General features: G+C 55.0%; 18 protein-coding genes and 1 pseudogene. 11 read left to right on the top strand and 8 right to left on the bottom strand.

Going from position 1 to position 20148, the window contains the following annotated elements:
• From ABLV07_RS13840 to ABLV07_RS13830, 3 genes are all read right to left on the bottom strand, one after another.
• Positions 1-618 (bottom strand): DMSO/selenate family reductase complex B subunit, encoded by a 618-nt coding sequence (locus ABLV07_RS13840; RefSeq protein WP_015705293.1) that lies wholly within the window; start codon positions 616-618, stop codon positions 1-3.
• A gap of 10 nt (positions 619-628) precedes the next feature.
• Entirely contained in the window at positions 629-3064 is a 2436-nt protein-coding gene (gene ynfE, locus ABLV07_RS13835) for a selenate/tellurate reductase subunit YnfE (protein WP_348853265.1), read from the bottom strand.
• Positions 3065-3212: 148 nt separating this feature from the next.
• The gene (locus ABLV07_RS13830) at positions 3213-3485 is read right to left on the bottom strand and encodes a DUF1161 domain-containing protein (protein ID WP_015366766.1); all 273 of its coding nucleotides are present in this window, start codon (positions 3483-3485) and stop codon (positions 3213-3215) included.
• Positions 3486-3588: 103 nt separating this feature from the next.
• Between ABLV07_RS13830 and ABLV07_RS13825 the strand changes: the two genes are divergently transcribed.
• On the top strand, positions 3589-4299 hold the full coding sequence (locus ABLV07_RS13825; RefSeq protein ID WP_032714418.1) for a YnfC family lipoprotein: 711 nt from the start codon (positions 3589-3591) through the stop codon (positions 4297-4299).
• On the opposite strand, the gene speG is transcribed toward ABLV07_RS13825, so the two are convergent.
• Positions 4293-4853, bottom strand: coding sequence for a spermidine N1-acetyltransferase (gene speG / locus ABLV07_RS13820; protein WP_015366764.1), 561 nt, complete (start codon positions 4851-4853; stop codon positions 4293-4295). The two genes, ABLV07_RS13825 and speG, sit on opposite strands and share 7 nt — an antisense overlap.
• A 57-nt stretch (positions 4854-4910) precedes the next feature.
• Positions 4911-5252 carry a DUF1283 family protein gene (locus ABLV07_RS13815; protein WP_015366763.1) on the bottom strand — a complete coding sequence of 114 codons (342 nt, stop codon included), beginning with the start codon at positions 5250-5252 and terminating at the stop codon, positions 4911-4913.
• Positions 5253-5338: 86 nt separating this feature from the next.
• Here ABLV07_RS13815 and ABLV07_RS13810 point away from each other — a divergent pair.
• From ABLV07_RS13810 to ABLV07_RS13780, 7 genes and pseudogenes are all read left to right on the top strand, one after another.
• A pseudogene (locus ABLV07_RS13810) lies at positions 5339-5727 on the top strand (YnfA family protein).
• Between the two features lie 132 nt (positions 5728-5859).
• On the top strand, positions 5860-7143 hold the full coding sequence (locus ABLV07_RS13805; protein WP_042897599.1) for an MFS transporter: 1284 nt from the start codon (positions 5860-5862) through the stop codon (positions 7141-7143).
• Between the two features lie 142 nt (positions 7144-7285).
• The gene (manD, locus tag ABLV07_RS13800) at positions 7286-8500 is read left to right on the top strand and encodes a D-mannonate dehydratase ManD (protein ID WP_015705296.1); all 1215 of its coding nucleotides are present in this window, start codon (positions 7286-7288) and stop codon (positions 8498-8500) included.
• Between the two features lie 10 nt (positions 8501-8510).
• Positions 8511-9530, top strand: a complete 1020-nt coding sequence (locus ABLV07_RS13795; RefSeq protein WP_015705297.1) for a Zn-dependent oxidoreductase — start codon at positions 8511-8513, stop codon at positions 9528-9530.
• 45 nt (positions 9531-9575) lie between these two features.
• A complete protein-coding gene (locus tag ABLV07_RS13790) occupies positions 9576-10958 on the top strand; it encodes an MFS transporter (protein WP_047042816.1) in 1383 nt (460 codons plus the stop codon).
• 207 nt (positions 10959-11165) lie between these two features.
• Positions 11166-12629 carry a mannitol dehydrogenase family protein gene (locus ABLV07_RS13785; protein WP_015366756.1) on the top strand — a complete coding sequence of 488 codons (1464 nt, stop codon included), beginning with the start codon at positions 11166-11168 and terminating at the stop codon, positions 12627-12629.
• A 249-nt stretch (positions 12630-12878) separates the two neighbouring features.
• Positions 12879-13310: a universal stress protein gene (locus ABLV07_RS13780; protein WP_139397409.1), complete on the top strand. Its 432-nt coding sequence runs from the start codon at positions 12879-12881 to the stop codon at positions 13308-13310.
• Between the two features lie 45 nt (positions 13311-13355).
• On the opposite strand, the gene ABLV07_RS13775 is transcribed toward ABLV07_RS13780, so the two are convergent.
• Positions 13356-14042 (bottom strand): GntR family transcriptional regulator, encoded by a 687-nt coding sequence (locus ABLV07_RS13775; protein WP_015366754.1) that lies wholly within the window; start codon positions 14040-14042, stop codon positions 13356-13358.
• Between the two features lie 93 nt (positions 14043-14135).
• A complete protein-coding gene (gene ydfG / locus ABLV07_RS13770) occupies positions 14136-14885 on the bottom strand; it encodes a bifunctional NADP-dependent 3-hydroxy acid dehydrogenase/3-hydroxypropionate dehydrogenase YdfG (protein ID WP_015366753.1) in 750 nt (249 codons plus the stop codon).
• A 172-nt stretch (positions 14886-15057) separates the two neighbouring features.
• Between ydfG and dcp the strand changes: the two genes are divergently transcribed.
• The 3 genes from dcp to ABLV07_RS13755 all read left to right on the top strand — a co-directional run bounded on the left by dcp (position 15058) and on the right by ABLV07_RS13755 (position 18850).
• Entirely contained in the window at positions 15058-17097 is a 2040-nt protein-coding gene (gene dcp / locus ABLV07_RS13765; RefSeq protein ID WP_139397411.1) for a peptidyl-dipeptidase Dcp, read from the top strand.
• 352 nt (positions 17098-17449) lie between these two features.
• Positions 17450-17710, top strand: a complete 261-nt coding sequence (locus ABLV07_RS13760) for a hypothetical protein (protein ID WP_015705301.1) — start codon at positions 17450-17452, stop codon at positions 17708-17710.
• A 24-nt stretch (positions 17711-17734) separates the two neighbouring features.
• Positions 17735-18850 carry an AAA family ATPase gene (locus tag ABLV07_RS13755; RefSeq protein WP_032711571.1) on the top strand — a complete coding sequence of 372 codons (1116 nt, stop codon included), beginning with the start codon at positions 17735-17737 and terminating at the stop codon, positions 18848-18850.
• Positions 18851-18854: 4 nt separating this feature from the next.
• Here the strand turns inward: ABLV07_RS13755 and ABLV07_RS13750 are convergent, their stop codons facing one another.
• The gene (locus ABLV07_RS13750; protein WP_015705302.1) at positions 18855-20120 is read right to left on the bottom strand and encodes an MFS transporter; all 1266 of its coding nucleotides are present in this window, start codon (positions 20118-20120) and stop codon (positions 18855-18857) included.
• Positions 20121-20148 lie beyond the last annotated feature (28 nt).

Genomic DNA, 20148 nt, shown 5'->3' with positions numbered 1-20148 from the left:
TTAGACCTCCTTCGGATTGGCCAGATAGCCGGTGGTATCGCCGCATGGACGGCTGTTGGCGTTTGGTTTTATCACAATGCTCGGCCTGGTGAAGTGCGCCGACGGCAGCGGCGCCACGGCGGCCAGTTGGCCGTGCTTTTCACGCAGTTCGGCAATCGGCCCGAAGTCCAGCGCCCGCAGCGGGCAGGACTCGACGCAAATCGGTTTCTTGCCTTGTGCGACGCGTTCGTGACAGCCGTCGCATTTGGTCATATGCCCTTTAGCGGCGTTGTACTGCGGCGCGCCATACGGGCAGGCCATATGGCAGTAGCGACAGCCAATGCACACCTCTTCATTGACCACCACAAAACCATCTTCGCGCTTGTGCATCGCTCCGCTCGGGCAGACCTTGGTGCACGCCGGGTCTTCGCAGTGGTTACAGGCGATGGAAAGGTAGTAGGCAAAAACGTTCTGATTCCAGACGCCGTTGTCCTCCTGCCAGTCGCCGCCGGCATACTCATAGATACGACGGAAGCTGACGTCCGGCGTCAGGTTCTTGTAGTCTTTACAGGCCAGCTCGCAGGTTTTGCAACCGGTGCAACGGGCGGAATCGATAAAAAATCCGTATTGAGCGCTCATGGTTTACTCCTTAAACCTTCTCGATTTCGACCAGGTTGGTATGCTGCGGGTTTCCCTTCGCCAGCGGTGAAGGCCGGTGGGTGGTGAGGGTATTCATGCAGGCGCCGTGGTCGACGCGATCGCCAGCCATATTGGCATCGTGCCATGCTCCCTGACCCATCGCCGTTACCCCAGGCATAATACGCGGCGTAACTTTTGCCGGAATACGCAGTTCGCCGCGCTGATTAAAGATGCGCACCATGTCGCCGTTTTTAATCCCACGTTTTTCGGCATCGATGGGGTTAAGCCACACTTCCTGGCGGCAGGCCGCTTGTAAGACATCGACGTTGCCGTAGCTGGAGTGGGTACGCGCCTTATAATGGAAGCCAAACATTTGCAGCGGGAATTGGCTGCGCAACGGATCGTCCCAGCCTTCAAAGGTGGAGGCATAGACCGGCAGCGGGCTAATGACTTCGTCTTTTTCCAGTTGCCAGCGGGCGGCAATATCGGCGAGGCGGCTGGAGTAAATCTCAATTTTGCCGGAGGGGGTTTTTAGCGGATTCGCTTCAGGGTCGCGACGGAAATCGCGATAGGCGACGAAATGGCCGTTCGGGTCTTTACGCTTGTAAATGCCCATTTTCTTGAGCTCGTCATAACCCGGCAGCGCCGGATCTTTGGCGACCATTTTGGCGTACAGATACTGTAACCACTGCTCCTGAGTTCGTCCTTCGGTGAAGCGCTGATGCACATCGTCGCCAAGGCGTTTTGCCACTTCACTTAAGATCCAGTAGATAGGTTTGCGTTCGAACTTCGCCGTGGTGGCGGGCTGGATGAAAATCAGATAGCCCATATTGCCGGCATAGTCGTTAGGGATGATATCTTCCTGTTCTACGGTCATCAGGTCCGGCAGCAGAATATCGGCATATTTTGCCGACGAGGTCATAAAGTTTTCGATAACCACGACCATCTCGCATTTACTCTCGTCCTGCAGGATATCGTGGGTTTTATTGATGTCGGAATGCTGGTTAATGATGGTGTTGCCAGCATAGTTCCACAGGAATTTAATAGGGACCGCCAGCTTCTCTTTGCCGCGCACGCCGTCGCGGGTGGCGGTCATCTCCGGCCCGCGAGCGATAGCGTCGGTCCAGCTAAAGCAGGAGATGGCGGTTTTTACCGGATTCTCCAGCACCGGCAGGCGCTCAATGGTGATGGTATAGGTCGATTCGCGGGCGCCGCTGTTACCCCCGTTAATGCCGACGTTGCCGGTTAAAATCGGCAGCATGGCGATAGCGCGCGCGGAGAGTTCGCCGTTCGCCTGGCGCTGCGGGCCCCAGCCCTGGCAGATATAGGCGGGTTTGGTCATACCAATTTCGCGCGCCAGCTTAATGATGCGATCGGCGGGAATACCGGTAATACGCGAGGCCCACTGCGGTGTCTTGGCGGTAGCGTCGTCCCCCTGGCCGAGAATATAGGCTTTATAGTGGCCGTTGGCCGGGGCATCGGCCGGCAAGGTTTTCTCATCGTAGCCGATGCAGTATTTATCGAGGAACGGCTGGTCGACCAGGTTTTCGTTAATCAATACCCAGGCGATACCGGCGACCAGCGCGGCATCGGTACCGGGACGAATCGGGATCCACTCATCTTCGCGCCCGGCCGCGGTATCGGTATAGCGTGGGTCGATGACAATCATACGGGCGTTAGAGCGCTCACGCGCCTGCTCCAGGTACCAGGTAATGCCGCCGCCGCTCATGCGGGTTTCCGCCGGGTTATTGCCGAACATTACCACCAGTTTACTGTTTTCAATATCCGAAGTGCTGTTGCCGTCGTTGCTACCGTAGGTATAGGGCATGGCGCAGGCGATCTGCGCCGTACTGTAGGTACCATACTGGTTAAGCGAGCCGCCGTAGCAATTCATCAGCCGCATTACCGGCGAGGCGGAAGGGGAAGAGCGGGTCATATTGCCGCCGACAATTCCGGAAGAGTAGTTAATATAGACCGCTTCGTTGCCGTACTCTTTTACCACGCGTTCCAGATTCCCGGCGATGGTATCCAGCGCTTCGGTCCAACTAATGCGCTCGAATTTTCCTTCGCCGCGTTTGCCGACGCGTTTCATTGGGTAGTTTAGACGATCGGGGTGGTTGATACGCCGGCGAATAGAACGCCCGCGCAGACAGGCGCGAACCTGATGATCGCCGTAGATATCGTGGCCGGTATTATCGGTTTCCACCCACACCACTTCGTCGTCGCGGACGTGCAGGCGTAGCGCGCAGCGACTGCCGCAGTTAACCGAGCAGGCCCCCCATACGGTTTTTTCTTCTGCTCCGGTGGCTTGCTGCACGGCGGCGGCCGCGGCGCGTAGACTGAACGGCAGCGACAGACCGCCGGCAGCCAGGGCCAGTGAACCGATTGCTGAGGATTTTATGAGGTTGCGACGGCTGACGCCGCCGGGATGTTCTGGGTAGGACATTGTGCTCACTCCATGATTTTTATTATGCGAAATGCCGCTGGCAACAGCGTGGTTGCTGGCGCATGGGTGAGGAATAATACTTAAATAGGGGTAGGCGAATCTTATCTCCGGTCAACCAGAGATAAGATCCTTCACTCGAAAGCGGCGGTTATTGCCCGTCTGAATCGGTGGCCGCCGCGTCGCCGTTGCGGGTATAGATTATCTTGAAGGTGTCGTTAGCGCAGTGGCCCACCACCTGAGCGCCGGGTTGGTCAGGCTGATCGTTCGGTACAATGGCCAGGCTAAAACCAGAAGCCGGAACGCCGTTGTTGATGATCTTTTGCTGGATCTCGCCTTTTACCCGCTCGCAGGAGTCCGGCGCTGCCAGTGCGGATGCCGAACTCAGCAGCAGGGCCGCGCACAACCATGAGGATAGTTTCATCATAAGCTCCTTATTGATGTCATCCAGTTTTAAGCATAGCAGAATTGGTGTAAACAATTGTATTTGCTAAAATGATTGGAATGTTCCCAAAAAGGTAGCGGCTGTGAATAAACTGTTTTTGCTGATCCCGGCGGCGTTGCTGCTCAGCGCCTGCGATAAGCCGTCAGCGCCGGCGGCGTTTACCCCGGAGATGGCCAGTTTTTCCAATGAGTTTGAGTTCGATCCGCTGCGCGGCCCGGTTAAAACCTTTACTCAGATCCTGTTCGACGACCAGGGCGAAATGGTGAAACGGGTGCGTGCCCAGGTGTCGGCAGAAGGCTGTTTTGATCTGCTGGATTTTACCGACCTCGAAAACAAAACCGGCGCCACGCTGATACTTGACGCGAATTACTATCTGGATGCGCAAACGCAGGAGAAACGCCTGCGGCTGCAGGGGAAATGCCAGCTCGCCGAGATGCCGGCGGCGGGCGTCAGCTGGGAGACCGATGACAACGGCTTTGTGGTGACGGCTCGCGGGAAAGAGAGTACTTCCAGCTATCGCTACGACAGCGAAGGTTATCCACTGGGCAAAACCACCACCGCGAAAGATGAGCGCTTCAGCGTCGTATCGACGCCGTCCACCGATCCGCGTAAAAAGCTCGATTACAGCGCGGTGAGCGTATTTAACGACCGCGCGTTAGGCAAGGTCAATCAAACCTGCGACTATGACGATCACGACAACCCGATCCGCTGCGAGATGCAGGTTGTCGATGAAAGCGTCCAGCCGGCGGTGACGCGACACTACAGCATCAAAAACAGTATCGACTACTACTGAGCGGTGGGCTTGAGTAGCGTCTGGCCTTGAGGACGATGTTTCTCAAGGTACTGATGCTGGAACAGGCACATGCGAATAGTATTGCGGTATTCGCCGTTGATAAAGAACTCGTGAATCAGCTCGCCTTCGACCATAAAACCGAGTTTGCGGTAGATGTGGATCGCTTTTTCATTTTCTTTATCGACAATCAGATACAGCTTATACAGATTCAGAACGGTAAAGCCGTAGTCCATTGCCAGCTTAGCGGCGCGCGTCGCCAGCCCTTTGCCCTGATATTCCGGGGAGATGATAATCTGGAACTCGGCGCGACGGTGAACGTGGTTTATCTCCACCAGTTCAACCAGCCCGGCTTTTTCGCCATCGCATTCGATAACGAAACGGCGTTCACTTTGATCGTGAATGTGTTTGTCGTAAAGGTCAGAGAGTTCGACGAAGGCCTCGTAAGGTTCTTCAAACCAGTAACGCATTACGCTGGCGTTATTATCAAGCTGGTGGACGAAGCGCAGGTCTTCGCGCTCAAGCGGGCGGAGTTTGACGTGAGGGGCGTCAGACATGGGAAATCCTGTGTGCATGAATAGAAATAGAGGATGGCGCCCACGGGCGCCGGGGAATTATGGCGTAATAACGCGACCGGTACGGCGGTCAAGACAGCGCAGTGTGTTAGGTTCCCAGTAGGCGTTGACGTTGGCGCTCTTCTGGCAGTTATCCTGCGCATCGAAGGCGACGTCGGTTTTGTCCCACTCTTTCTCCGCGCGTTTATTCACCTTCTGCCGTAGCGAGCGGGTATCGTTCCACTGCTCTTTTTCCATTGCGGCTTGCTGACGGCTCTGCGCGCTGTCGCCGGACTCGATCACCAGTTTGTCGGTTTGCGCGAAGGACGAAGCGGTATAGACCATTGCGCTTGCCGCCAGCAGGGCGGTCAGGCACCAGCGTTTATTGCGTGTCATTTTCATCACGATTTCCTTTGAGTGATAAAAAGGGTTAACCAGTTGGACAAGTTTACTACAACTCGCTACCCGCGCCTACCGGACAAAATGGCATGGGTGCCTGCGCATTATCGCGTACACTAGTGCAACAAATTGTCTCATTTACCAAACTTTAATGCTGAAAACCACGTTACTTTTCTTTGCTACCGCGCTGTGTGAAATCATCGGCTGTTACCTGCCGTGGCTATGGCTGAAGCGGGGCGGTTCGCCGCTGTTGTTGATCCCGACTGCGATGGCGCTGGCGATGTTCGTCTGGCTACTGACCCTGCACCCGGAGGCCAGCGGCAGGGTGTATGCCGCCTATGGCGGCGTCTACGTCTGCACCGCGCTGCTGTGGCTGCGTTTCGTCGATGGTGTGAAGCTAAGCCACTTTGACTGGGCGGGGGCGGCGATTGCGCTATGCGGCATGCTGATCATCGTTGCAGGCTGGGGGCGGGCATAGCGTCTTGTAACAGGATAAAAAATCGCCCTTTGTGATCTTCCACGCTAATTTCAACCTTAATTCTTGTATGGTAGAAGACTAGTTGCCTTACTTACCTTAACCGCATCGTGCTGTTTATCGTAAGAGGCAATTATGGCTACACAAACCCTTGCCAGCGAAGCTGGCACCAAACCCGTGCGTATTGGCCGGGTGCAAAAAGTCACCCTGACGCTGCTGTTTATCGCCGGTATCGTCAACTTCCTCGATCGTTCGTCATTAAGCGTTGCCGGTGAGGCTATTCGCGGCGATCTCGGGCTTAGCGCGACCGAATTCGGCGTGCTGCTGTCGGCGTTCTCTCTGTCATACGGCTTTGCTCAACTGCCCTCGGGTATTTTGCTCGATCGCTTCGGCCCGCGAATTGTATTGGGGGCAGGGCTGATTTTCTGGTCACTGATGCAGGCGCTAACCGGGGTGGTGAACTCCTTTAGCCACTTTATTTTGCTCCGTATTGGCCTCGGGATTGGCGAAGCGCCGTTTATGCCGGCGGGGGTAAAATCCATTACCGACTGGTACGTACAAAAAGAGCGCGGCACCGCGGTCGGCATTTTTAACTCGTCAACGGTGCTTGGCCAGGCGATTGCGCCGCCAGCGCTGGTGCTGATGCAGATAGCCTGGGGCTGGCGTACCATGTTCGTGGTTATCGGCCTTGCGGGGATCGTTGTGGGCCTGTGCTGGTACGCGTGGTATCGCAACCGCGCGCAGTTCGATCTGCAGCAGGAGGAGCGCCAGTATCTGGCGGCGCCGGAAAAAGCGCGCCCAACGCTGGTATTCAGCGAGTGGCTGGCGTTGTTCAAACGGCGCACCACCTGGGGCATGATTTTAGGCTTCTCCGGGGTGAACTATACCGGCTGGCTGTATATCGCGTGGCTGCCGGGTTATCTGCAGGCGCAGCAGGGACTGAGCCTTGCGAAAACCGGCTGGGTGGCGGCGATCCCGTTCCTGGCCGCGGCGGTGGGCATGTGGGTCAATGGGCTGGTGGTCGATGCGCTGGCGCGCCGCGGTTACGATCTGGCAAAAACGCGCAAAACGGCCATTGTGGTTGGCCTGACGCTTTCTGCGCTCGGCACGCTGCTGGTGGTGCAATCAAACTCGCCGACCCAGGCGGTGGCGTTTATCTCCATGGCACTATTCTGCGTCCACTTTGCCGGGACCTCGGCCTGGGGGCTGGTACAGGTGATGGTCAGCGAGAATAAAGTCGCGTCGGTGGCGGCGATTCAGAACTTCGGCAGCTTTGTTTTCGCCTCTTTTGCACCGGTCGTCACCGGTTGGGTGGTGGATACCACGCACTCCTTCAACCTGGCCTTGGTTATCGCCGCCTGCGTGACCTTTGCCGGCGCGCTGTGTTATTTCTTCATCGTAAAAGACCGCATCAATTAATCGCTAACGGGGGGCGCCAGGCGCCCCCCGCAACCACATCCGTTTGTGATCCTTCGCATCTTTTTTAAATATCATACTTGTATGGTAGTAGGTCTGGTGATTTAATTTTGATCACTAACCGCACAGATGTAAGGAATTACCCATGAAGATCGTTGCCGCCGACGTGTTCGTTACCTGTCCAGGGCGTAACTTCGTCACCTTAAAAATCACCACCGATGAAGGGATTGTCGGCCTCGGTGATGCCACGCTAAACGGCCGTGAATTGTCGGTCGCCTCATACCTGAAAGATCACCTTTGTCCGCAGCTGATTGGCCGTGATGCTCACCGCATCGAAGATATCTGGCAGTTCTTCTACAAAGGCGCTTACTGGCGCCGCGGCCCGGTGACCATGTCGGCGATTTCCGCCGTTGATATGGCGCTGTGGGATATCAAAGCCAAAGCCGCCGGAATGCCGCTTTACCAACTGCTGGGCGGCGCCTCGCGCGAAGGGGTGATGGTCTACTGCCACACCACCGGTCATTCCATTGATGAAGTGCTGGACGACTACGCCCGCCATCAGGAAATGGGTTTTAAGGCGATCCGCGTGCAGTGCGGTATTCCGGGGATGAAAACCACCTACGGCATGGCCAAGGGCAAAGGTCAGGCATACGAGCCGGCGACCAAAGGCGTGTGGCCGGAAGAACAGCTGTGGTCAACGGAAAAATATCTCCATTTTACCCCGCGGCTGTTTGCCGCCGTGCGCGAAAGATTTGGCTTTAACGAGCACCTGCTACACGACATGCACCATCGCCTGACGCCGATCGAGGCGGCGCGCTTTGGTAAAAGCATTGAGGAGTATCGCCTGTTCTGGATGGAAGATCCGACCCCGGCAGAGAATCAGGCGTGCTTCCGCTTAATCCGCCAGCATACCGTCACGCCGATTGCCGTCGGCGAAGTCTTTAATAGCATCTGGGATTGCAAACAGCTGATTGAAGAGCAGCTCATTGATTATATCCGCACCACCATTACCCACGCTGGCGGGATCAGCGGAATGCGGCGCATCGCCGATTTTGCTTCGTTGTACCAGGTACGCACCGGTTCTCACGGGCCGTCAGATCTCTCTCCGGTATGTATGGCGGCGGCGCTGCATTTCGACCTGTGGGTGCCAAATTTCGGTGTACAGGAGTACATGGGCTATTCCGAACAGATGCTGGAGGTCTTCCCGCATAGCTGGCGTTTTGACAATGGCTATATGCATCCGGGCGATAAACCGGGGCTGGGCATCGAATTCGACGAGAAGCTGGCGGCGAAATATCCCTATGAACCCGCCTGTCTGCCGGTGGCGCGCCTCGAAGATGGCACGCTGTGGAATTGGTAAGGAGAGAAAAATGAAAAGTATTGTTATCCAACAGCCAAACGCGCTGGCGATTGAAGAACGGCCGCTGCCGCAGCCGGGAAATGGAGAAGTGCGGGTAAAGGTGAAACTGGCGGGAATTTGCGGCTCAGATAGCCACATCTATCGTGGACATAACCCGTTCGCCAAATATCCCCGGGTCATCGGCCACGAGTTTTTCGGCGTGATTGATGCCGTGGGCGAGGGGGTGACGGATAAAGTCGTGGGCCAGCGGGTGACGGTTGATCCGGTTATCAGCTGCGGCCACTGTTATCCCTGTTCGGTCGGTAAGCCCAACGTCTGCGCTTCGCTGGTGGTGCTGGGCGTCCATCGCGATGGCGGTTTTAGCGAATACGCGGTGGTACCGGCCAAAAATGCCTGGCCGGTGCCGGAGAACGTGAGCGATCATCATGCGGTAATGGTTGAGCCCTTTACCATTGCGGCGAATGTCACCGGGCAGGCTAAACCACGCGAACAGGATATCGCGCTGGTCTACGGTGCTGGGCCGATGGGGCTGACCACCATTCAGGTGCTCAAGCGCGTCTATAACGTGCGGCAGGTCATCGTTGCCGATCAGATCCCCGAGCGGCTGCAGATGGCGCAGCAAAACGGCGCCGACTTGACCATCAATAATAAGGAACAGCCGCTGGCGCAGGCGCTGGAAGCGCAGGGTATCCGGCCGACGCTGATTATCGACGCCGCCTGCCATCCGGCGATTTTCGCAGAGGCCATCGCACTGGCCTCGCCGGCGGGCAGGATCGTATTGATGGGCTTTTCTACCGAACCTTCAATGGTGGCGCAGCAGGGGATCACCGGCAAAGAGCTCACTATTTATTCTTCCAGACTCAATGCCAATAAATTCCCGCTGGTTCTTGAATGGTTGGCAAACGGATTAATAAATCCGGAGCGGCTCATCACCCATCAGTTTGCCTTTGAGGATGTTGTCGATGCCATGACGTTATTTGAAGAAGATCGCAAGCATTGTTGTAAGGTGTTATTAACCTTCAACGCATAAATATAAATAACCTCGCTGTATCCTACTTTAGAGATTATTATTATTATGACGACAGCTAAAAAAGAGAGAAGCACCTCGGATCTAATTCGCGCCGCGGTATCCGGTTGGCTTGGCACGGCACTGGAGTTTATGGATTTTCAGCTTTATTCTTTAGGCGCCGCGCTGGTCTTTCATGAAATATTTTTCCCGGAGCAGTCGGCGGCTATGGCGCTGATATTAGCGATGGGAACCTATGGCGCAGGATATATTGCGCGGATCGTTGGCGCTTTCATATTTGGTAAAATGGGGGACCGCATCGGGCGTAAAAAGGTTCTGTTTATTACCATCACCATGATGGGAATTTGTACCACGTTGATCGGCGTTTTACCTACCTACGCGCAGATTGGCATTTTTGCACCGGTGTTACTGGTGACCCTGCGTATTATCCAGGGGCTGGGGGCGGGCGCCGAAATTTCTGGCGCCGGTACCATGCTGGCGGAGTATGCGCCAAAAGGCAAACGCGGCATCATCTCTTCTCTGGTGGCGATGGGCACCAACTGCGGGACGCTGAGCGCCACGGCCATCTGGGCGATAATGTTCTTCCTGCTCGATCGCGAACAACTCATCGCCTGGGGCTGGCGTATTCCGTTCCTCGCGAGCGTCGTGGTAATGATCTTTGCCATCTGGCTGCGTTTGAATCTGAAAGAAAGCCCGGTATTTGAACAGGTCAACGAAGCCGATGAAATTCAGGCTAAAGCCGCCGCCGCGCAAAACACGTTCGGTGCGATGTTAAAAAGTAAATCATTCTGGCTGGCGACCGGTTTACGCTTTGGACAGGCCGGTAATTCCGGTTTGTTGCAAACATTTCTCGCGGGATATCTGGTACAGACTCTATTATTTGATAAAGCGATTCCGACCGATGCCTTAATGATTAGCTCAGTGATTGGTTTTATTACTATTCCGCTGTTAGGTTGGTTGTCAGATAAAGTTGGGCGCCGTTTGCCTTATATTATCGTCAATATTTCGGCCATTATTCTGGCCTGGCCGATGCTGGCCATTATTGTCGATAAAAGCTATAGCGCCAGCACAATTATGCTATCGCTGATTGTCATTCATAACGTGGCGGTGCTGGGCTTGTTCGCGCTGGAAAATATTACTATGGCGGAAATGTTCGGATCGCGTAATCGCTTCACCAGAATGGCTATCTCAAAAGAGGCAGGCGGTCTGGTGGCGGTGGGATTCGGGCCGGTGCTGGCCGGTATCTTCTGTAACGTAACCGGTTCGTGGTGGCCGATTGTCGCGATGCTGATCTGCTATTCAGCTATCGGTCTCATCTCGTCCTTGCTGATGCCGGAAGTGTGCGACCGTGACCTGAGTCTGGACCACGATGCGGCGGACGCCGGTACACGCCAGGCGCTGAGCGCGGACGGCCAATACGCGAAATCCTAATCTCATCGTTAACGCTATCCAGCCGGGTTTATTCCCGGCTCATTCCCGCCATTGCGCGCAGGATCACGAAACGCGACAGCGCCGGATCTTCTTGTATGGTAGTTGATGGAAATCAAAGATGTCATACCAATTGCGTGCGATGGTTTACCTCACCAAAACATTCTGTTTGAGAATGATTTATCAGTCATCATAAAATTGAGAGACACCATGGAAAACACGCTTTTAAACGCCAGGGCAACGCTTCCTTCTTACGATCGCAGCAAGCTGGTTTCTCGCATCGTTCATCTCGGTTTTGGGGCTTTCCACCGCGCCCATCAGGCGGTGTATGCCGATATCCTTGCCGCCGAACACGGCAGCGACTGGGGCTATACCGAAGTGAACCTCATTGGCGGTGAGCAGCAGATTGCCGATTTGCAACAGCAGGACTTGCTCTATACGGTGGCTGAAATGTCCGCCGATGCCTGGACCGCGCGCGTCGTCGGCGTGGTGAAGCAGGCGATGCATGCGCAGGTCGATGGCCTGGAAAGCGTGTTGGCGAAAATGTGCGAACCGCAGGTGGCGATTGTCTCGCTGACCATCACCGAAAAAGGCTACTGCCACTCTCCGGCCACCGGCCAGCTGCAGCTCGATAACCCGCTGATTGCCGCCGATCTGCAAACTCCACACCAGCCGAAATCGGCGCCGGGCGTGGTGGTAGAAGCGCTGGCGCGCCGTCGCGCCGCCGGTCTGCCGGCTTTCAGCGTGATGTCCTGCGATAATATGCCGGAAAACGGCCACGTAATGCGCAACGTAGTTTGTGCGTATGCCCGCGCCGTTGATGACGAACTGGCGCAGTGGATTGAGCAGAACGTGACGTTCCCTTCCACAATGGTCGACCGCATCGTTCCGGCCGTGACCGCAGATACGCTGGATAAAATTGAACAACTCACCGGGGTGCGCGATCCGGCTGGCGTGGCCTGTGAACCGTTCCGCCAGTGGGTTATCGAAGATAACTTCGTGGCTGGTCGTCCGCAGTGGGAGAAAGCCGGTGCGGAGCTGGTCACTGACGTGGTGCCGTTTGAAGAGATGAAGCTGCGTATGCTCAACGGCAGCCACTCGTTCCTTGCTTATCTGGGTTATCTCGCCGGTTATCAGCATATCAATGATTGCATGCAGGATGATAACTACCGCCGCGCCGCGCAGGCGTTAATGTTGCAAGAGCAAGCGCCGACGCTAAAAGTACAGGGCGTCGATCTGGCGCGTTATGCTGGTTTGCTTATTGAGCGTTATAGCAATCCGGCGCTTAAGCATCGCACCTGGCAGATTGCGATGGACGGTAGCCAGAAGCTCCCGCAGCGTATGCTTGATTCCGTGCGCTGGCACCTGGCGCATCACAGTGATTTCAGCCTGCTGGCGCTGGGTATTGCCGGCTGGATGCGCTACGTGAGCGGCGTCGATGATCAGGGGCAGGCGATTGAAATCAGCGATCCGCTGCTGCCGGTAATTCAACAGGCGGTGCAGGGCAGTAAAGAGGGTAGCGAACGCGTGCAGGCGCTGCTGGGTATTAAGGCCATTTTCGGCGATAGCCTGCCGCAGGAAGCGCGTTTTGTCGATGCGGTGACGGCGGCGTATCTCTCTTTACAGATTCACGGCGCGAAGGCGACCGTTGCCGAATGGGCTAAAGCCCAGTAAAAAACCATCATTCCATTAGTAGCCCGGCAACGTATAGCGTGCCGGGCTATTTTTGTATTAGCAATACGAATACCTTTTGATATTTCCCGCCTGTACATCACTCTAAAAATCTATAATTAATTATACATTTCTGAAATTTATTTTTATCTCTGAAGTATTTATTTGGGTGATTGATCGTATTCCCATACGTTTAAATATGGCAGAATAAAATCATCCCAACGGTTTCTTCAGGACTAAGGAGCTCAGGCTATGTACAAAAAAATACTGTTGCCGGTCGATGTTTTTGAAATGGATTTAAGCGATAAGGCCGTTCGTCACGCCGATTTTTTAGCATCTGCCGAAGAGGGTGAAATCACGTTGCTGAACGTGCTGCCTAACAGCACCAGTTCTTTGCTGCGCGGCTTTACGGCGGATATTCGTAAATTTGAAGCCTATATGAAAGAGGAGTCGGAAAAGAAAATGCGCGATCTCTCGCGGTTGTTTTCTACCCCGGCTTCGCGGATCCATACCCACATTGTTTTTGGTAATGTGCGTGAGGAAATATTAGCGCTGAGCGAAAAAGAAAAGTTTGACGTTATCGTTATTGGCTCACGTAAACCGGGTATTTCAACCCACCTTCTTGGTTCAAACGCTGAATCCGTTTTACGCTATGCCAACGTTCCGGTGTTAGTGGTGCGGTAATCTATTTTACGGCAGCTGACGCAACGTTGGCTGCCGCTTATCCCATTATTCTTCGCTGAACCACTCGCTATTTTCCTGACGAATTAACAATACCGACTCGCTAATCTCATGCAGGTGGATATTCATCGCCTGTTCGACGGCATCAAGATCGCGTTTTTCCAGCGCATGAAAAATATCGAGATGCTGACGCAGCAGCATATCCGGCGGGGTCACGTGATCGAGACTCATATAACGAACCCGGTCGATGGTCGCTTTAATATTTTCAATGGTGTCCCACGCCAGCTGGCAGTCGGCGATAAGAGACAATTTCTGGTGAAATTCGTCATCAAGCTGGAAAAAATCATTGAGCTGCTGACGCTCTACCGCCACCCGCTGCTGGTTGAGGTTTTGCTCCAGCTGATAGAGCTGTTCATCGTTGATCATCGAACCTGCGCGGCGTACTACCGCGCACTCAATGGCCTGACGCACGAAACAGCCGTTGCGTACCTGGGTCATCGAGATTTTATTCACATAACTGCCGCGCTGTGGGCGGATCTGAATCAGCCCGTTTTCCGCCAATTTGATAAAGGCTTCGCGTACCGGCTGGCGAGAGACATCAAATCGCACCGACACCTCTTTCTCCGACAGCGGCGTTCCCGGCGGGATCAGGCAATGGACAATATCCCGGCGAAGGATGCGATAGATTTGCTGATTGACGGGCTGGGTCGGATTCAGTTGCGTTTCTGCGGCCATTGATGATTACTTTTTAATGGGTTATGAGCATTATTTTACTCGTTTTTTACCGTTCCGCCCAGACCTGGCCCGCAGGCCAGGCCGCAGAGGACGTTAGCCCTGACGATGGACGCTGAGACCGGCAAAGCTCTGGCTGACCGGCATCATTTCCAGCGTGTTTATGTTGACGTGTTTCGGCAGATTCGCGACCCACCACACCGCTTCGGTGACATCTTCCGGCGTCAGCGCCTGGGTGTTCTCATAGGTTTTACCGGCTTTCGCATCGTCGCCTTTAAAACGTACGTTGGAGAACTCGGTGCCGCCAACCAGGCCCGGCTCGACATCGGTGACGCGAATCGCAGTGCCGTGCAAATCGGTGCGCAGATTCAGGCTGAACTGGCGCACGAACGCTTTGGTCGCGCCGTAGACGTTACCGCCCGCGTAGGGCCAACTGCCGGCGGTCGAACCGATATTAATAATATGGCCGCGATTACGCTCAACCATCCCCGGCAGCACCGCGCGGGTCATGTAAACCAGGCCTTTATTGTTGGTATCGATCATGTCTTCCCAATCTTCAACGCTGGCGCGATGGGCGGGTTCCAGACCTAACGCCAGGCCGGCGTTGTTCACCAGGACGTCGATAGCCTGCCACTGTGCAGGCAACCCGGCGATCATCTCTTCGATGGCGGCGCGATTACGCACATCGAGTTGCGCGGTATACAGGTTATCGCCAAGCTCCTCTTTGAGCGCCTTCAGGCGTTCTTCACGACGCCCGGTGGCGATTACTTTGTGGCCGTTAGCGATAAAACGACGAGTAATACATTCGCCAAATCCAGCAGTTGCACCAGTCACCAGAATAATCATCTTACTGTTCCTCAACGCTTTTTGTGTTGTCATAACATAGCATGCGATAACGCCGCGCGGTAAAGGAAAATCGTATCGTCATCTGTTGGTATAACGCGCTGGCAGGATAAATCATTGCGACCAATCAACGAGTTGCCTAATCTTAGTGGATACCCGCGTTCAGGAGAGAATGATGACGGACAATAATCCCTTTTTACACGTCAGCCTACTGCCGTACCAGGCGCCGCATTTTGATTTGATTGAAGATAGTCATTATCGCCCGGCTTTTGATGAGGGCGTACGGCGCCAGCGCGAGGAGATCGCGGCGATAATCAATAACCCGGCGCCGGCGGATTTTGACAATACCCTGGTCGCGCTGGAGCAGAGCGGTCAGTTGCTGGGGCGGGTGACCCGGGTCTTTTTCGCGATGGCCGGGGCGAATACCAATCCGCTGATACAGCAACTGGACGAACAGTTTTCCGCCGAGCTCGCCGAGCTTGGCAACGATATCTGGCTCAACGATGCGCTGTACCAGCGAGTCAAACAGGTTTGGCAGCAGCGCGATGCCCTGAGTCTGGATCCGGAGTCGCGTCGTCTGCTCGAAGTGAGCTGGCAGCGTTTTCAGCTGGCGGGAGCCGCGTTGGCGCAAGAGCAGAAAACCGCGCTAAAAGCATTGAATACCGAGGAGGCGTTGCTGCAAAGTCAGTTCCAGCAGCGTCTGCTGGCGGCAGTGAAGTCCGGCGGTCTGGTTGTTGATTATCTACACCAGCTTGACGGACTGGCCGCGGATGAGATTGCCGCCGCCGCCGATGCCGCGCGCGACAAAGGCCTGCACGACCGTTGGCTGCTGGCGCTGACCAATACCACCCAGCAACCGGCGCTGCAGGCACTTGCCGATCGCCAGACCCGGCACAATTTGTTCGCCGCGGGCTGGACGCGTAACCAGAAGGGCGATGCCAACGACACCCGTGAACTGGTTTTGCGGCTGGCGGAAATCCGCGCGCGTAAGGCCGAATTGCTGGGCGTCGCCGATTACGCGAGCTGGTCGATGGCCGATCAAATGGCGAAAACGCCGTCTGAGGCGCTTGCCTTTATGCGCCGCATCGCGCCTGCGGCCCGCCGACGCGCCGAACAGGAGCTTGCCGACATCCAGCAGGTTATTGATGAAGAGGGCGGTGATTTTCAGGCCGCGGCCTGGGACTGGTTATATTACGGCGAGCAGGTGCGGCGCGCTAAATTCGCCATCGATGAAGCGCAGCTAAAACCCTATTTCGCTCTGGACCGGGTGCTGGAAGATGGCGTTTTCTGGACCGCCTCCCAACTGTTTGGCATCCGTTTTGTCGAACGTTTTGATATTCCGCTTTACCATCCCGATGTGCGGGTCTGGGAAATCTTTGATGCCAACGGCGAAGGCATGGCGCTGTTTTACGGCGATTATTTCTCGCGTGATAGCAAAAGCGGCGGCGCCTGGATGGACGTATTTGTCGAGCAATCGACGCTGCGTGCCCAGCATCCGGTGATTTACAACGTTTGCAACTACCAGAAACCAAAAGCCGGCGGCTGCGCGCTGCTATCCTGGGATGACGTCATCACGCTGTTCCACGAGTTTGGCCATGCGCTGCACGGCCTGTTCGCTAACCAGCGTTATGCGAGCCTTTCAGGCACCAATACGCCGCGCGATTTCGTCGAATTTCCGTCGCAGATTTACGAACATTGGGCCCGCGAGCCGCAGGTCTTCGCCCATTATGCGAAGCACTACCAGACCGGCGAAGCCATGCCGGACGATCTGCGAGACAGCATGTTCCGCGCCTCAACGTTCAATAAGGGTTATGACATGAGCGAACTGCTGGCGGCGGCGCTGCTGGACATGCACTGGCACAGCGTCACCTCGCAGGGGCTGCCGCAGGATGTCGATGCTTTCGAACAGCAGTCTCTGCGCGAGGAGCAGATGGATCTGGCGGCGGTTCCGCCGCGCTATCGCAGCAGCTATTTCTCACATATTTTCGGCGGCGGTTATGCGGCGGGCTATTATGCCTATCTGTGGACGCAAATGCTTGCCGACGACGGTTATCAGTGGTTTGTCGAGCAGGGGGGATTAACCCGGGAAAACGGTCAACGTTTCCGCGAGGCGATCTTATCGCGCGGTAACAGCTGCGATCTCGAAGCGCTGTATCGCGACTGGCGCGGGCACGATCCGCTGATCGAGCCGATGTTGAAAAATCGCGGTTTGTAGATACTGTGCTACCCGCCGCCAGGGTTTTTCCCGGCGGCGGCGCATTGCGCCTTGTTCGGGCAACCAAAACGCACGGCATGCTACTGTCACCAATGTACATTTTGCGACCATTCTCAACGCCCGGAGCAACAAATAAGAGTTGTTAAGATTCACAATTCCACTTTTTTCCTTCATCATTTGTCGGCCTTTACTACTAATAATGCGTACTTACAAAGTGCAATTTGTTTTTTTTTATATTCCTGGCCGCTATGAACTATAAAAAAGTACTTACGATGATGTTTTTTCCTGCGGCGCTTGGGCGTGGCCAGGGACTTGTTCAATGACATTTTTGACCCCACTCGGGAGGAACACAGTGCACCCGTTAATTAAGGTCATGCTGGTGGGCGGCAAAGCAGATGGTCTGCTGGTCAGCGTCGCCGACACCGCGACGGAAGTTTCCGTCACGCCTGCGCAGTACGGTGCGCCATCCGGGCTTCCGCTGAACTACCGGGTGGTGTCGCAGGTTATTGATAATGAACGCCTGTTTTTCGGCGTGTTTAGTGATACACACCTGGATGCCGATAAGCTCGCCAGAGTCGCGCTGACGCGCGGGATGAAAAAATCGCTCAGTTGAGCGTCGGCACGCCTGAGGAATGGCATGATTAACCGTATTCGTATCAATAATTTCCGTTCAGTCAGAGAGATTGAACTGGAACTGGGGCCGCTGAATATTGTGTTTGGCCCTAACGGTTGCGGAAAATCGAATATCTACAAAGCAATCCATCTGTTAACCGCCTCGGCTAACGGCCAGTTCTCCAGCTATGTCAGCGAGGAGGGCGGGCTGGAGAACATCATGTGGTCAGGCAAGCAGGCGCCGACCGACCGCCACCCACGGCGTCTGCAAATCGCCTGCCTGACCGATGAATTTGAATATGAACTGCAGGTCGGGTTTCCGGAAAAACTGCCGTATCCGACGCAATTCATGCTCGATCCGATCGTTAAAGAAGAGAATATCTGGCTGTCGGGCTTTAACCGCCGGCCATCATCGCGTGTACTGCAGCGGAAAAACCAGGCGGCGTTCCTGGTCGATGTCAATGGTGAAAAAAGTACCTTCACCGATACCATTTACGAAAACGAGTCTATTTTCGGCCAGCTTGGCGAGCCGCATCGTTTTCCGGAAGTATCGCGCGTGCGGGAGACCATGCGCCGTTGGCGTTTTTACCATGAGTTTGCCATCGGCAGGCTTTCACCGCTGCGCCAGCCGACGGTCGGCTACCGTTCGCCGGTGCTCGATAGCGATGGCGGCAATCTGGCGGCGGCATTTCAGACTATCGTCGAAATTGGCGCTGAGGAGTTGCTGCATGAAATCCTCGGCGAAGCGTTCCCCGACTGTACCTTTTTCTGTGAGAACGACAACTCGCGGTTCGTGATGAAGATGCGCCGGGAGGGGATTTATCGGCCTCTGCTGGCGGCGGAGATGTCTGACGGTACCCTGCGTTTTTTATGCCTGGCGGTTGCCTTACTCAGCCCACGACCACCGGCCTTTCTCGCCATTAATGAGCCGGAAAACAGCCTGCATCGTCAGATGTTCCCGGCGCTGGCGCGACTGATTGTCGAAGCATCACGCTATAGCCAGATCTGGCTCACCAGCCACTCGGCGGAACTGGCGCAATTGATCTCGGCGCGTGCGCAGAGCCGCATCTACGAATTGGAAAATAACGGTGGGCAAACGCAAATTAAAGCGGCGTTGCCGTCATCCCTGACGGAACGTTAATCTCTCAGGCCGCGTTGTTATACTCTGCCGTGGGCAGCAGCGTCTTACCGCCTTTTAAGGTAAATAGCGATACCAGGGTAAAGCTCAGGGTGATTGAGCCGAGGATCAGGTAGGCCTGGTGAAAACCCACGGTGTCGTACATCCGCCCGACCCAGGCCGAAAGCACTACGCCGGAAAGCTGTTTCGACAGGTTAAAGCCGATTAAAAATAGGGTGGCGGAAAGCTTAGGGTTAAATGCGGAAGAAATATATTTGAAGGTCCCGACCAGCAGGAACGGTAATTCAAACATGTGCAGCATTTTTAAAATGACCACTTCCACCGCCGAAGTCGCAAATGAAGATCCGAGAATGCGCATCGACATAATTATACCGGCGATCAGCAGGGCGTTTTTCGCGCCGATGCGGTTAATAATTGCCGGGGCGCAGAACATAATCATCGCGTTGAGTAATTCACCGCCGGTGGTGACAAAGCCAAAAACTTCGGTCCCGCGCTGCGGCGTGGCGAAAAAGCCTTTAAAAAAGTTTGCGAACTGCTGGTCAAAAACGTCATATACGCTGGCGACGCCCACAACATAAATAATAAATCCCCAGAAACGCGGCATTCGCAGCAGTTCGGCCGCCGTACGCAGAGAAAAGGCCTGGCGGTTGGCGCCGATGGCGTCAATAACCTGCGCACTGCTGCTGGCTTCCGGGCGCGATAGCCATAGCAACACGCCAAGCACCAGCGCAAAACCGGAGGCTATCCAGAAGGTAATATTAGGATCAATACCGAATAAGATGCCGGTAATTGACGCGCACAGGGCCCAGCCGACGCAGCCCGAGACGCGTACTTTGCCGTATTCAAAACGGTTGGCGCGGCTGACGCGTTCAATATAGGCCTCGACCGCGCCGGAACCGCTGGAAAATACCACGCCTAAATAAATTCCCCCCACCAGCGCGCCGGCGATAATGTTCATTTGCAGCAGCGGCGAGAAGACAAAAATAAAGAATGGGGCGAATAAAATAAGCAGTACGGTAATGGTCCACAGCAGATGTTTACGCAGCCCGAGCTTATCCGAAATCAGGCCAAACACCGGTTGGAAAATTATCGCGAACAGTGAAATGGAGGAGAACACAATCCCTGTTTCGGTTTTCGTTAAATGGTTTACTTCCGCCAGCCATACCGGGAAAAAGGGAAAGTAAGCCGACATAATGAAATAGTAAAAGAAAAAGAACAGCATGAAATAGATAAAATTGTGCCGTTCGCGGGGCGTGAGTTCAGAGAGTTTCATATCTTATTATACCTGTGCGGTGGGGGCC

This window comes from Klebsiella sp. CN_Kp097, assembly GCF_040064495.1.
Taxonomy (GTDB): domain Bacteria; phylum Pseudomonadota; class Gammaproteobacteria; order Enterobacterales; family Enterobacteriaceae; genus Klebsiella; species Klebsiella aerogenes.
Note: the sequence above shows the minus strand (reverse complement) of the source record. Positions and strands in the feature narration are given on the sequence as shown.

Bases quoted from the DNA above. Each gene is read 5' to 3' on its own strand.
- ABLV07_RS13755 (WP_032711571.1), top strand. From the start codon at position 17,735: ATGATTAACCGTATTCGTATCAATAATTTCCGTTCAGTCAGAGAGATT.
- ABLV07_RS13805 (WP_042897599.1), top strand. From the start codon at position 5,860: ATGGCTACACAAACCCTTGCCAGCGAAGCTGGCACCAAACCCGTGCGT.
- ABLV07_RS13795 (WP_015705297.1), top strand. From the start codon at position 8,511: ATGAAAAGTATTGTTATCCAACAGCCAAACGCGCTGGCGATTGAAGAA.
- ABLV07_RS13790 (WP_047042816.1), top strand. From the start codon at position 9,576: ATGACGACAGCTAAAAAAGAGAGAAGCACCTCGGATCTAATTCGCGCC.
- ABLV07_RS13815 (WP_015366763.1), bottom strand. From the start codon at position 5,252: ATGAAAATGACACGCAATAAACGCTGGTGCCTGACCGCCCTGCTGGCG.
- ynfE (WP_348853265.1), bottom strand. From the start codon at position 3,064: ATGTCCTACCCAGAACATCCCGGCGGCGTCAGCCGTCGCAACCTCATA.
- ABLV07_RS13750 (WP_015705302.1), bottom strand. From the start codon at position 20,120: ATGAAACTCTCTGAACTCACGCCCCGCGAACGGCACAATTTTATCTAT.
- speG (WP_015366764.1), bottom strand. From the start codon at position 4,853: ATGTCTGACGCCCCTCACGTCAAACTCCGCCCGCTTGAGCGCGAAGAC.
- ABLV07_RS13840 (WP_015705293.1), bottom strand. From the start codon at position 618: ATGAGCGCTCAATACGGATTTTTTATCGATTCCGCCCGTTGCACCGGT.
- dcp (WP_139397411.1), top strand. From the start codon at position 15,058: ATGACGGACAATAATCCCTTTTTACACGTCAGCCTACTGCCGTACCAG.
- ABLV07_RS13780 (WP_139397409.1), top strand. From the start codon at position 12,879: ATGTACAAAAAAATACTGTTGCCGGTCGATGTTTTTGAAATGGATTTA.
- ABLV07_RS13775 (WP_015366754.1), bottom strand. From the start codon at position 14,042: ATGGCCGCAGAAACGCAACTGAATCCGACCCAGCCCGTCAATCAGCAA.
- ABLV07_RS13830 (WP_015366766.1), bottom strand. From the start codon at position 3,485: ATGAAACTATCCTCATGGTTGTGCGCGGCCCTGCTGCTGAGTTCGGCA.
- manD (WP_015705296.1), top strand. From the start codon at position 7,286: ATGAAGATCGTTGCCGCCGACGTGTTCGTTACCTGTCCAGGGCGTAAC.
- ydfG (WP_015366753.1), bottom strand. From the start codon at position 14,885: ATGATTATTCTGGTGACTGGTGCAACTGCTGGATTTGGCGAATGTATT.
- ABLV07_RS13785 (WP_015366756.1), top strand. From the start codon at position 11,166: ATGGAAAACACGCTTTTAAACGCCAGGGCAACGCTTCCTTCTTACGAT.